This is a genomic window from Leclercia sp. G3L (genome assembly GCF_021117075.1).
Classification (GTDB): domain Bacteria; phylum Pseudomonadota; class Gammaproteobacteria; order Enterobacterales; family Enterobacteriaceae; genus Enterobacter; species Enterobacter adecarboxylatus_C.
Genome location: NZ_CP088265.1, coordinates 360260 through 372931 on the forward strand (window position 1 = coordinate 360260; position 12672 = coordinate 372931).

The window sequence follows — 12672 nt, forward strand, 5'->3', positions numbered from 1 at the left end:
AAGCCGAATGCAAACCTGGCCAAACCCGTTTATTGAACAACGTGCTGACCCGTACATTCTTCATCATGAAGGGCAATACTACTTTATTGCCTCGGTGCCGGAATACGACCGGCTGGCGATCCGTCGCGCCAACACGCTGGAAGGGTTACGCAGCGCCGATGAAGTGGTGGTCTGGCGCAAGCCGGCCACCGGCCCAATGAGTCAGCTGATCTGGGCCCCGGAACTGCACAGCATTGACGGCAAGTGGTACATCTATTTTGCCGCGACGCACACCCAGGCACTGGATAAGCTCGGGATGTTCCAGCACCGGATGTTCGCCCTGGAGTGTACCGACAGCGACCCGCTCACCGGCACCTGGGTCGAGAAAGGGCAGATCGAAACCCCGTTCGATACCTTTGCGCTGGATGCGACCACCTTTGTTCACCAGGGGAAACGCTGGTACCTCTGGGCGCAAAAAGCCCCGGATATCACCGGTAACTCGAACCTGTACCTGTGCGAAATGGAGAATCCCTGGACGCTAAAAGGCAAGCCGGTAATGCTCAGTAAACCAGAGTATGACTGGGAGTGCCGTGGGTTCTGGGTCAACGAAGGCCCGGCGGTGCTGTTCCACGGCGAGCGGTTGTTTATCAGCTACTCCGCCAGCGCCACGGATGAAAACTACTGCATGGGGCTGCTGTGGATCGACCTCAATGCCGACCCGCAGAACCCGGAGAACTGGCATAAATCGCCGCAGCCGGTGTTCACCACCAGCTACGAAAATCGCCAGTACGGCCCGGGGCACAACAGCTTTACCCAAACACCGGACGGCGAAGACGTGCTGATTTACCATGCACGTAATTACACCGAAATCGAGGGCGACCCGCTCTACGATCCGAACCGCCACACCCGCCTGAAACTGATTCGCTGGAATGAAAACGGGATGCCTGAATTTGGCATCCCGTCAGCGGATACAGTGTAAGACCTGCGGCACGCTGGTTTAGATCAGCGTGCCGTAAATCGTCAGCAGCGCCACAATCACCACCACCACAAAAGAGGTTTTCTTGGCCATTGAAACGGCTGCTTTCGGCGTTTCGATCTTATCGGTATGCGGCTCACGCGCCAGGGAGAACTGCGCCAGACGCGTTAACACCAGATACTGCGAGGTATGGCGATCCCCCAGCGAGGCGAACCATGCCGGCAGGGCTTTCTCGCCATGTCCAATCAGGGCATAAACCACCCCGAACAGCCGCACCGGCAGCCAGTCCAGCACGTGCAGAATGGCGTCGATGCCGGACTGCAACCGCTCGTGCGGGGTCAAGTAGCGCGCCAGCCAGCTCTGCCAGGCGCGTAAAAACGCATAGCCCATCAGCAGAACCGGGCCCCACGCGCCGCCCACCACAAACCAGAACAGCGGTGCCAGATAGAAGCGGAAGTTAATCCACAGCAACGCGTTCTGCAGCTCGCGTAAAAATTCGCGTTCGTTGCACTCCGGCGGGACGCCGTGGATCAGGGTCAGCTCGCTGGCCATCGCCCCGCGGGCATGGGTATCATTGTTAGTTGCTGCCTTCAGGTAGGCATGGTAGTGCAGACGCACCTTGCCCGCGCCAATGCAGAGGACGCCGAGCAGGATCCACACCACCAGCAGCGGCACATTAAAGAAGAGGCCATACAGCGAACGCAGCAGCAGGAACACGACAAGCATCACCCCCGCCGTCATCAGCAGGGTGCGGATCATGGAAAAATGGCGGATGCGGCGAAACAGCACTTCCATCCGGTGATCCAGATGCCAGTGCTCGCCCAGCTTGAACAAACGCTCAGCAATCATCACCAGCAGCATGGTAAATAACGTCATGTCATCTCCTTATCTGACAGGGCGGTAAGCAGTGTGTTGAATCTTTGCCAGTCAAATGCCGGGCCAGGATCGGTCTTGCGCTGCGGCGCAATATCGCTGTGCCCGGTCACGTTGTGGGCGATACCCGGGTAGAGGCTAATGAGGGTGCGCGTCACCGCGGCCAGCTGCTGATACTGCGCATCGGTGTAAGGCAGTGTATCCGTTCCTTCCAGCTCGATGCCGATAGAGAAGTCATTGCAGCGTTCACGCCCCTGATATTGAGACACGCCGGCATGCCAGGCTCGTTTATCGAAGGGAACATACTGGACGATTTCACCGTCACGGCGAATCAGACAATGGGCAGAAACGCGCAGGTGGGCGATCTCCGCAAAAAAGGGGTGAGCATCGGGATCGATTGTCCCGGTGAATAGCGCGTCAATCCACGGGCCGCCAAACTCGCCAGGCGGCAGGCTGATGTTATGCACTACCAGCAGCGACGGGATCTCATCCTCCGGACGGCAATCGTGGTGTGGCGAAGGAACACGCCGTGCATCTGCCAGCCAGCCATGTTCTGAGTGCATGCAGGATCTCCTTATATATGGTGCTGATTCCCGGTTCAGAGTAGCATGTTTCAATCTTATGATTCGTTACCAATTTGGAGTTTTAACATGCCGCCTCGCCGCTACAACCCCGACCACAGACGTAACGTACTGCTGGAACGTATTAATCTCGATATTCCGGTAAGCGTCGCCAATGCGCTACGCGAAGATCTGGGTGGAGACGTTAATGCTGACAACGACATTACCGCCCAACTGCTGGCGGAAGATGCCCGTTCCCATGCGGTCGTGATCACCCGTGAGGACGGTGTTTTCTGTGGTAAACGTTGGGTGGAGGAAGTCTTTATTCAGCTGGCCGGTGACGGTGTGAAGGTGACGTGGCATGTCGAGGATGGCGACAGCATCAACGCTAATCAGCCGCTGTTTGAGCTTGAGGGCTCATCACGCGTCCTGCTGACCGGTGAACGCACCGCGCTGAACTTTGTTCAGACGCTCTCAGGCGTCGCCAGCGAAGCACGCCGCTATGTCGACCTGCTGGAAGGGACAAATACCCAGCTGCTGGATACGCGTAAAACGCTGCCGGGCCTGCGTACCGCCCTGAAATATGCCGTGCTGTGCGGCGGCGGTGCCAACCATCGTCTGGGGTTGTCCGATGCGTTTCTGATCAAAGAGAACCACATTATTGCCTCTGGCTCCGTACGCCAGGCCGTGGAAAAAGCCTTCTGGCTGCACCCGGATGTGCCGGTTGAAGTGGAAGTGGAGAACCTGCAGGAGCTGGACGATGCGCTGAAAGCCGGTGCCGACATCATCATGCTGGATAACTTCAAAACCGAAGAGATGCGTGAAGCGGTGAAACGCACCAACGGCCAGGCCCGTCTGGAGGTTTCCGGTAACGTGACGCACGAAACCTTACGCGAGTTTGCCGAAACCGGCGTCGATTTCATCTCCGTTGGCGCCCTGACCAAACACATTCGCGCCCTCGATCTGTCGATGCGCTTTCGCTAAGTGACAGAAAGCCCGGTCTGCACAGGCCGGGCAAGCCCGATTTACGACCCGCCCCGCAAATCTGCTGCATTGTTCTGTAACGCGCGCACATCCCGCTGAATCACGCTTCACGAATCAATTTTTACCCCTCGCCCCCGGTCTGACCCGATGCCACAGTAGCGTGCATCTACATAAGGAGCGACCCATGGAAAGACAAAAAGGATTTACCCTCATCGAATTAATGGTAGTCATCGGCATCGTGGCTATCCTCAGCGCGATTGGCATTCCGGCTTACCAGAACTACCTGAGAAAAGCTGCCCTCACCGATATGCTGCAAACCTTTATGCCCTACCGTACCGCAGTCGAACTCTGCGCCCTCGATCATGGCGGGACAGAGAGCTGCGATGCTGGCGTCAACGGTATTCCCTCCCCGGCGACCAGCCGCTATGTCTCCGGGATGAGCATCGCCAAAGGCGTCGTCACTCTGACCGGACAGGAGAGTCTCAACGGTCTCGATGTAGTGATGACCCCGCAGTGGGATAACGGCAACGGCATTACCGGCTGGAAACGTCTCTGCACCGTGGGCGAGGACAGCGCGCTGAAGCAGGCCTGCGAAGAGGTGTTCCGCTTTACGGCCGAGCAGGAGAGCGAGCAATGAATGCCGATCGCTTAACGGCCCTCTGTCGGCGCCACAACGCCCTGCTGCTGACCTGCGCCCCGGACCGGATCAATATTGCAGTGGTCGACAACCCACCGCCCGAACTGCTGGAAGCGTTACGTTTCGCGACGCAGAAAAGAATCGATATCGAATGCTGGACCGCCGAGCGCATGGAAAAGCACCAGCAAACCAGCCAGGAGGCGCATCTGCCCGTGGTCGCCACCTCGACGCGTTCCGCCATCGAAACACTCAACCACACCCTGACCCAGGCGCTGAGCCAGCGGGCGTCGGATATTCATATTGAGCCCGCCGAAGAGAGCTGGCAGATCCGGTTACGCATTGACGGCGTGCTCTACCCGCAACAACCGCTCCCGGCCGAACTGGGCACAACGCTTATCGCCAGGCTGAAAGTGCTGGGCAACCTGGATATCGCAGAGCGTCGCTTACCTCAGGACGGGCAATTCACGGTCGAGCTTTCGGGCTCCCCGGTCTCGTTTCGTATTGCCACGCTCCCGTGTCGCAGCGGCGAAAAGATCGTGCTGCGGCTTCTGCAACAGGAGCAACAGGCGCTACGGCTTGAGCAACTGGGGATGAGTGAAACCCAACAGCGGCTATTCGCCAGCGCGCTGCAAAAATCGCAGGGGCTGATCCTGGTGACCGGCCCCACCGGTAGCGGCAAAACCGTCACCCTCTACAGCGCATTGCAGTCCCGGAACACACCTAAGGTGAACATCTGCAGCGTTGAAGACCCGGTCGAAATTCCGCTGGACGGGCTGAATCAAACGCCCATCAATCCCCGGGCGGGGTTAACCTTCCAGAGCGTGCTGCGGGCGTTTTTGCGCCAGGATCCTGACATCATTATGGTGGGTGAAATACGCGATGGCGAAACGGCGGAGATCGCCATCAACGCCGCGCAGACAGGCCATCTGGTATTGTCAACGCTGCATACTAACTCCACCGCGGAGACGCTGGTGCGCCTGCAACAGATGGGCGTGGCGCGCTGGATGATCTCCTCGGCGCTGTCAATGGTGATCGCCCAGCGGCTGGTGCGCCGACTGTGCCCACACTGTCGTACAGAGATGCACCGGGATACACCACTACCCCAGGCGCTATGGCCTCGCCCTTTGCCGCACTGGCAGCCGGTGGGCTGCGACCGCTGCTATCACGGCTTTTATGGCCGGGTAGCAATCTTCGAGGTAATGGTGATCACTCGTGAACTGCGTACTGCCATCGCCAACGGAGCACCGGTCGAAGAGATCGAAAAGCTGGCCAGGCAGGCGGGCATGGTCACGCTGTTTGAGCATGGCTGTATGGCGGTAGAGCAAGGCCACACCACGCTCGGGGAACTGGTGCAGATGCTGGGCGAATCGGATGGCAGGTAATCAACTCTGGCGCTGGCGGGCACTCAGCCAGCAGGGGGAGCAACAGACAGGCGCGCTCTGGGCCCCCGACAAACAAACGGCGTGGAGCGTCCTGTTAGGTCGGGATCTTTTTCCTCTTGAGCTCAAACGAAGCCTGCAGCAAGCGCGCTGGCAGGCGCAACATCGCTACGAGGCGATCCACCAGCTGGCGACGTTGCTGCAGGCGGGCTTAACGCTCTCGGCAGGTCTGACGCTTCTGGCGCAGCAGCACCCTGCCCGACAGTGGCAGGCGCTGCTGCAAAGCGTAGCTGACGATCTCAGCGCCGGGTGCGCCTTTTCTGATGCCCTGAGAAAATGGCCGCATGTCTTCCCTCCCCTCTATATTTCGATGATGAAAACCGGGGAGCTGACCGGTAAGCTCGTTGAGTGTTGTCGTCAGCTGGCGCAACAGCAAAAAACGCAGCAACAGCTCAGCGCGAAGGTCAAAAAGGCGCTGCGCTATCCGCTGATTATTCTTGCCCTGGCCGTCGCCGTGGTGCTGGCGATGGTGACTATGGTGCTGCCGGAATTTGCCGCGATCTACAAAACCTTCAATACGCCCTTACCTGCTCTGACCCGGGCCGTGATGGCGCTGGCAACCACGCTTCAGGAGTGGGGGGCGGGGCTGATGCTAAGTCTGCTGACGGCGGCATCTGGACTGGTATTTATTCGCCGTAACCGCCGATGGCAGCGCCTCATACAGCGTCTGCTGCTGAGCAGTCCGGTGATTGGCCCGCTGATCCGTGGGCAAAAGCTCAGCCAGATTTTTACCGTTCTGTCACTCACACAGCAGGCAGGCATCACCTTTCTACAGGGGCTGGAAAGTACGGAGGAGACCCTAACGTGCCCCTTCTGGCAGGAGAAACTACAGACGATACGCCATCGCGTTATGCAGGGTGCGCCCATCTGGTCAGCCCTGAATGAAGCCGAGATATTTACACCGCTCTGTATTCAGCTCGTGCGTACCGGCGAATCGTCAGGGGCGCTGGATACCATGCTGAGTAATCTGGCACAGCATCATAATGAACAGACTTTTCAGCAGGCCGACAATCTGGCCTCGCTGCTGGAGCCGCTGCTGTTAATTGTGACGGGGTTAATTATCGGCACGCTGGTGGTCGCGATGTACCTGCCGATCTTTCATTTGGGGGATGCGATGAGTGCGGGATAACGCTGGCACGAAACGCGCCAGCGAGAGAGCATTAGAGGCTGTTGAAAATGCGGTTTTCTTGTTCCTGTACGCGGATAAAGGTAGTGCGCTTGGTCAGCTCTTTCAGACGGGATGCGCCCACATAGGTGCATGCAGAGCGCAGGCCACCGAGAATGTCACGCGCGGTATTCTCAACCGGGCCGCGCAGTGGCAGCTTGACGGTTTTACCTTCTGCCGCACGATACTGAGCAACACCGCCTACGTGACGGTTCATCGCCGATTCAGAGCTCATGCCGTAGAAGAGCATGAATTTTTCACCGTTTTCATCAACAACGGTACCGCCGCTCTCTTCGTGACCCGCCAGCATCCCGCCAAGCATCACGAAGTCTGCGCCGCCGCCGAAGGCTTTCGCCACGTCACCCGGCATGGTGCAACCGCCGTCGCTGATGATCTGGCCGCCGAGGCCATGGGCTGCATCAGCACACTCGATCACCGCAGAGAGCTGCGGATAGCCAACACCGGTTTTCACGCGGGTGGTGCAGACAGAACCCGGGCCAATGCCCACCTTAACGATATCTGCCCCGGACAGGATCAGCTCTTCACACATTTCACCGGTAACCACGTTACCCGCAATAATGGTTTTGGTCGGCCAGGCCTGACGCGCTTTGCTGACGAACTGCACGAAATGCTCAGAGTAACCATTCGCGACATCAATGCAGATGAAGTTCAGGTTCGGGTTAGCGACCAGGATCTGTTTCGTTTTTTCGAAATCGGCGTCAGAGGTGCCGGTGGATACCATCACGTGCTTGAGAATGGTTTCAGATACGGAGCCTGCAAACGCATTCCACTCTTCAACGCTGTAGTGCTTGTGCACGGCGGTCAGAATATCGAAGGAGGCCAGTGCTTTAGCCATCGCAAAAGTCCCAACCGTATCCATATTGGCGGCGATAACAGGTACGCCAGACCAGGTCTGACCGGAATGCTTAAAGGTGAATTCACGTTCAAGTTCAACGTCGGAGCGACTTTTCAGAGTAGAACGTTTAGGGCGGATAAGTACGTCTTTGAAACCTAACTTCAGATCTTCTTCGATACGCATTTGCGGATTCCTGGGGTACTGGGGTAAATGTCGAAAAACGAAACACACAACTCCAGTGACGCTATCATACGCACTAATACCTGTTGCGCAAGACTGCGAAAATCACTTTTTTTACGCTACAATCCTATAAATTTACCTGGTAAAAAGTCCGTAAGCAGCGCTTAACCTTTGCTGCCAAAAGATTAAATCTTAAGCAATTGATATCAATAATGAATATTTCCCAGGATTTTAATTAATGGGGTACATCGTTGCGTTAACGGGGGGCATTGGCAGTGGCAAGAGCACTGTGGCCGACGCCTTCTCTCGTCTGGGTGTCACGATTATTGATGCCGACATCATTGCTCGCCAGGTGGTAGAGCCCGGTACACCGGCATTACGTGCTATCGCAGAACATTTCGGCCACGACACCATCGCGCCTGACGGTACCCTTAACCGTCGGATGCTGCGCGAACGCATTTTCTCGCATCCTGAAGAAAAAGCCTGGCTTAACGCCCTCCTCCATCCGCTGATACAGCAGGAGACACAGAGGCAGATCTCTCAGGCGACCTCACCTTATGTTCTCTGGGTTGTACCGCTTCTGGTGGAAAATAAGCTCCATGAGAAAGCTGACCGGGTACTGGTGGTGGATGTCTCTCCGGCAACCCAAATTCAGCGCACCATCGCCCGCGATAATGTCGCGCGCGAACATGCCGAACAAATTCTTGCCGCGCAGGCCACGCGTGAAGCGCGCCTTGCCGTCGCGGATGATGTTATTGATAATAACGGCGCACCGGATGCCATTGCCTCCGATGTTGCCCGCCTGCATCAGCACTACCTGGCGCAGGCTGTTTTACAGGAAAAAGCATAATGCACACCCACGTTCTTTTTGAGCATCCGCTCAATGAAAAAATGCGTACCTGGCTGCGCATCGAGTTTTTAATCCAGCAGCTTTCAGGCCTCCTTCCGGTACACGACCACACCACGGCGCTGCATTTTTTCCGTAACGTAAGCGACCTGCTGGATGTGCTAGAGCGCGGCGAAGTCCGCACTGAATTACTGAAAGAGCTGGAGCGTCAGCAGCGTAAATTACAGGCCTGGGCCGAAGTCCCCGGTGTGGATAATAGCCGCATCGACAGCCTGCGCCAGCAGCTGAAACACCACAGCACGGTGTTGATGGCTGCGCCGCGTATCGGCCAGTTTCTGCGTGAAGATCGTCTGGTGGCGCTGGTTCGTCAGCGCCTGAGCATTCCTGGCGGCTGCTGCAGTTTCGATTTACCGACCTTACATATCTGGCTGCATATGCCGCAGGAGCAGCGCGATGTCCAGGTACAAAGCTGGCTCGGCAGCCTTGAGCCGCTGACGCAGGCGTTGTCGCTGATCCTTGATTTGATTCGCAACTCCGCACCGTTCCGCAAGCAAACCAGCCTGAACGGTTTTTATCAGGATAACGGCGAGGATGCAGATCTGCTGCGCCTGCAGCTGACCCTTGCCGATCAGCTTTATCCGCAAATTTCAGGTCACAAGAGCCGCTTTGCGATTCGTTTCATGCCGCTCGACAGTGAACATGGTCTGGTGCCGGAACGTCTCGACTTTGAGCTGGCGTGTTGTTAAGGAGTCATGATGTCTGATGTTACCACCGTGAACTGTCCCACCTGTGGGAAGCCCGTTATCTGGGGCGAGCAGAGTCCTTTCCGTCCTTTTTGCTGCAAACGTTGCCAGCTGATCGATCTCGGTGAATGGGCTGCGGAAGAGAAACGCATTCCGAGCGAAGGCGGCCTCTCTGACAGCGATGACTGGAGCGAAAGCCAGCAGTAACAATAACAGCCTGCTGGCGTTTCGCCGGGCAGGCTTACAGGTTGCCCACTAACCGGGCAATAACAGGCGCATTTGCCGGCGGGAACTTGTCGGCATCCTCTGCGCTCAGTGCAACCCAGTTTCCAGGCTGCCCCTCTTTACCCCACGGCTCGCCTTCCCAGCTTTCCACCAGCCAGAACCATAGCGTGATATGCCGATCGGGGAATGCATATTCCAGTTTATCGAACAGGGTCGCTCCCAGCGGGGTGATCCCCACCTCTTCCTGAAGTTCGCGGATCAGCGCCTGTTCCGGCGTTTCGCCAGACTCGATCTTTCCGCCAGGAAACTCCCACTTATTCGCCATGTGCGCATCGGCTGCACGTTGGGTAATAAAGATGTGGTTATCGGAATTGCGAATGATCCCGACAGCGATTTGCAGTGTTTTCATTGTCTTGATTCCATAAAAAAGGCGCAGATATCTGCGCCTTTTCAGTTGGTTTAATGCTTAGCTCAGACGGCCATGGCACTGTTTGTATTTTTTACCGGAACCACATGGGCACGGATCGTTACGACCGACCTTACGCTCACCGGCCTGTGCGGCGATCGCGGCCGCAGCGGCTTCTTCATCGTCCTGATGGCTAAGCTGCTGCATCTGGGCCAGACGTTCAGCCTCTTCACGGCGCTGCTGTTCCATCTCTTCAACTTCTTCCGGCATACGCACCTGCACCTTGCTCAGGGTGCTGATCACTTCATATTTCAGCGATTCAAGCATTGAGGCAAACATGGCGAAGGATTCGCGCTTGTACTCCTGCTTCGGATCTTTTTGCGCATAGCCGCGCAGATGGATCCCCTGGCGCAGATAGTCCATCGCCGCCAGGTGCTCTTTCCACAGGGAGTCTAGCGTTTGCAGCATCACGCCTTTCTCGAAGTGACGCATCATCTCAGCGCCGACCACTTCTTCTTTACGCTGATAAACCTCAATGGCGGTCGCAAAAATACGCTCGCGTAGGGTCTCTTCATGCAGCTCCGGCTCTTTATCCAGCCACTCCTGGATAGGCAGATCCAGGTCAAAGTCGTTCTTCAGACGCGCCTGCAGGCCTTCGATATCCCACATTTCTTCCAGAGATTGCGGAGGAATGTGGCCATCGAGAGTCGCCTTAAAGACGTCTTCGCGGATGCTGTTGATGGTTTCGCTCACATCGCTTACATCCAGCAGTTCGTTACGCTGGGTGTAGATAGCGCGACGCTGATCGTTGGCCACGTCATCGTACTCAAGCAGCTGCTTACGAATATCGAAGTTACGGCTTTCCACCTTACGCTGGGCGTTAGCGATGGCTTTGGTCACCCATGGGTGCTCAATCGCTTCGCCCGGTTTCATGCCCAGTTTACGCATCATGCCTGACACACGGTCAGAGGCGAAAATACGCATCAGCGCATCTTCCATCGACAGGTAGAAGCGAGATGAACCGGCATCACCCTGACGACCCGCACGACCACGCAGCTGGTTGTCGATACGGCGGGACTCATGACGTTCAGTACCGATGATGTGCAGACCGCCCGCGGCCAGGACGGCATCGTGGCGAACCTGCCAGTCGGCTTTGATCTGTGCGATCTGTTCCGGGGTTGGGTCTTCCAGCGCGGCCACTTCTGCCTGCCAGCTACCGCCCAGCATAATATCGGTACCACGACCCGCCATGTTGGTGGCGATGGTCACGGCTGACGGGTAACCCGCCTGAGCAACGATATCCGCCTCTTTGGCGTGGAACTTGGCGTTCAGAACGTTGTGTTTGATACCGGCTTTGGTCAGCTCTTCGGACACCACTTCCGATTTTTCGATGGAGATAGTACCCACCAGAACCGGCTGGCCCGCGGCGGTACGATCGCGAATATCTTCGATGATGGCCTGAATTTTCTCCGCTTCGGTCATGTAGACCAGGTCCGGCATATCCTTACGAATCATCGGACGGTTGGTTGGAACCACCACGGTATCCAGCTTGTAGATAGAGCTGAATTCAAAGGCTTCAGTATCCGCCGTACCGGTCATCCCCGCCAGCTTCTCGTACAGACGGAAGTAGTTCTGGAAGGTAATGGAGGCCAGAGTCTGGTTCTCGTTCTGGATATCGACGTTCTCTTTGGCTTCAACCGCCTGATGCAGACCATCGGACCAGCGGCGACCCTGCATGGTACGGCCGGTGTGTTCGTCGACGATAATGACTTCGCCATCTTTGACGATGTAGTCCACGTCACGGGTGAAGAGCACGTGTGCGCGCAACGCTGCGGTCACGTGGTGCATCAGCATGATATTGCTCGGGGAGTAGAGCGACTCACCCTCTTCCATAATACCCTGGGCAACCAGCAGCTCTTCGATCTGAACCAGACCACGCTCGGTCAGGTTCACCTGACGGGCTTTCTCGTCCACCGAGAAGTGGCCTTCACCCTGGAAGGTGTCAGAGTCTTCTTTTTCCTGACGGATCAGGTGCGGAATGATTTTGTCGACTTTGCGATACATCTCGGAGCTGTCTTCAGCCGGGCCGGAGATGATCAGCGGGGTACGCGCTTCATCGATCAGAATGGAGTCAACCTCATCCACCAGCGCATAGTGCAGTTTACGCTGGACGCGCTCTTCCGGGCTGAATGCCATGTTATCGCGCAGGTAGTCAAAACCGTATTCGTTGTTGGTGCCGTAAGTGATATCCGCGCCGTAGGCTTCGCGTTTCGCCGGAGCCGGCAGGCCTGACATGTTGATCCCGACGCTCATGCCGAGGAATTCGAACAGCGGGCGGTTGTTTTCGGCGTCACGCTGCGCCAGATAGTCGTTGACGGTCACGACGTGTACGCCTTTGCCGGACAGGGCGTTCAGGTAAGCCGGCAGGGTCGCGGTCAGGGTTTTACCTTCACCTGTACGCATCTCGGCGATGCAGCGGTCGTTCAGGACCATACCGCCCAGCAGCTGCACGTCGAAGTGACGCATGCCGAACACGCGCTTACTCGCTTCACGAACGACGGCAAAGGCTTCAGGGATCAGGCTTTCAACGGTTTCGCCTTTTTCGAGGCGGGCACGGAATTCGGCGGTTTTGCCTTTCAGCTCGTCATCAGAGAGCTTTTCCATCGCCGGCTCAAGACCATTGATGACGCTGACAGCTTTGCGCATGCGGCGCAAAGTACGATCGTTACGACTACCGAAAACTTTAGTTAGTAATTTGATTAACATAATAAATTCTCAAACGCCCCATTATGGGCAGTTAAA

At 56.8% G+C, this 12672-nt stretch carries 13 protein-coding genes; 8 read left to right on the forward strand and 5 right to left on the reverse strand.

The window, feature by feature from the left end; translation table 11 throughout:
* The first annotated feature begins 7 nt into the window (after positions 1–7).
* A complete protein-coding gene (locus LRS40_RS03135; RefSeq protein ID WP_231313066.1) occupies positions 8–958 on the forward strand; it encodes a family 43 glycosylhydrolase in 951 nt (316 codons plus the stop codon).
* 18 nt (positions 959–976) lie between these two features.
* Here the strand turns inward: LRS40_RS03135 and ampE are convergent, their stop codons facing one another.
* On the reverse strand, positions 977–1831 hold the full coding sequence (gene ampE / locus LRS40_RS03140; RefSeq protein WP_231313067.1) for a beta-lactamase regulator AmpE: 855 nt from the start codon (positions 1829–1831) through the stop codon (positions 977–979).
* Positions 1828–2391 carry a 1,6-anhydro-N-acetylmuramyl-L-alanine amidase AmpD gene (gene ampD, locus LRS40_RS03145; protein ID WP_142488250.1) on the reverse strand — a complete coding sequence of 188 codons (564 nt, stop codon included), beginning with the start codon at positions 2389–2391 and terminating at the stop codon, positions 1828–1830. Before ampD ends, ampE begins: the two co-directional genes overlap by 4 nt.
* A gap of 87 nt (positions 2392–2478) precedes the next feature.
* Between ampD and nadC the strand changes: the two genes are divergently transcribed.
* From nadC to hofC, 4 genes are all read left to right on the forward strand, one after another.
* Positions 2479–3372 carry a carboxylating nicotinate-nucleotide diphosphorylase gene (nadC, locus tag LRS40_RS03150; protein ID WP_142488249.1) on the forward strand — a complete coding sequence of 298 codons (894 nt, stop codon included), beginning with the start codon at positions 2479–2481 and terminating at the stop codon, positions 3370–3372.
* 184 nt (positions 3373–3556) lie between these two features.
* Positions 3557–4009, forward strand: coding sequence for a prepilin peptidase-dependent pilin (ppdD, locus tag LRS40_RS03155; RefSeq protein WP_142488248.1), 453 nt, complete (start codon positions 3557–3559; stop codon positions 4007–4009).
* The gene (gspE, locus tag LRS40_RS03160; protein ID WP_142488247.1) at positions 4006–5391 is read left to right on the forward strand and encodes a type II secretion system protein GspE; all 1386 of its coding nucleotides are present in this window, start codon (positions 4006–4008) and stop codon (positions 5389–5391) included. Before ppdD ends, gspE begins: the two co-directional genes overlap by 4 nt.
* Complete coding sequence (gene hofC / locus LRS40_RS03165; protein WP_231313068.1) at positions 5381–6577, forward strand: protein transport protein HofC; 1197 nt, start codon at positions 5381–5383, stop codon at positions 6575–6577. Before gspE ends, hofC begins: the two co-directional genes overlap by 11 nt.
* A gap of 31 nt (positions 6578–6608) precedes the next feature.
* On the opposite strand, the gene LRS40_RS03170 is transcribed toward hofC, so the two are convergent.
* Positions 6609–7652 carry a GMP reductase gene (locus LRS40_RS03170; protein WP_142488245.1) on the reverse strand — a complete coding sequence of 348 codons (1044 nt, stop codon included), beginning with the start codon at positions 7650–7652 and terminating at the stop codon, positions 6609–6611.
* A gap of 235 nt (positions 7653–7887) precedes the next feature.
* On the opposite strand from LRS40_RS03170, the gene coaE reads away from it, so the two are divergent.
* Genes coaE through yacG form a run of 3 tightly spaced genes read left to right on the forward strand, consistent with a single transcriptional unit; the run spans position 7888 to position 9446 of the window.
* Positions 7888–8499, forward strand: coding sequence for a dephospho-CoA kinase (gene coaE, locus LRS40_RS03175; RefSeq protein WP_231313069.1), 612 nt, complete (start codon positions 7888–7890; stop codon positions 8497–8499).
* The gene (gene zapD / locus LRS40_RS03180) at positions 8499–9242 is read left to right on the forward strand and encodes a cell division protein ZapD (protein ID WP_156262916.1); all 744 of its coding nucleotides are present in this window, start codon (positions 8499–8501) and stop codon (positions 9240–9242) included. The genes coaE and zapD overlap by 1 nt, the downstream gene beginning before the upstream one ends.
* 9 nt (positions 9243–9251) lie before the next feature.
* Complete coding sequence (yacG, locus tag LRS40_RS03185; protein ID WP_142488242.1) at positions 9252–9446, forward strand: DNA gyrase inhibitor YacG; 195 nt, start codon at positions 9252–9254, stop codon at positions 9444–9446.
* A 34-nt stretch (positions 9447–9480) separates the two neighbouring features.
* On the opposite strand, the gene mutT is transcribed toward yacG, so the two are convergent.
* Positions 9481–9873 (reverse strand): 8-oxo-dGTP diphosphatase MutT, encoded by a 393-nt coding sequence (gene mutT / locus LRS40_RS03190; RefSeq protein ID WP_156262915.1) that lies wholly within the window; start codon positions 9871–9873, stop codon positions 9481–9483.
* Between the two features lie 57 nt (positions 9874–9930).
* Positions 9931–12636 (reverse strand): preprotein translocase subunit SecA, encoded by a 2706-nt coding sequence (gene secA, locus LRS40_RS03195; protein ID WP_142488240.1) that lies wholly within the window; start codon positions 12634–12636, stop codon positions 9931–9933.
* Between the last annotated feature and the right edge of the window lie 36 nt (positions 12637–12672).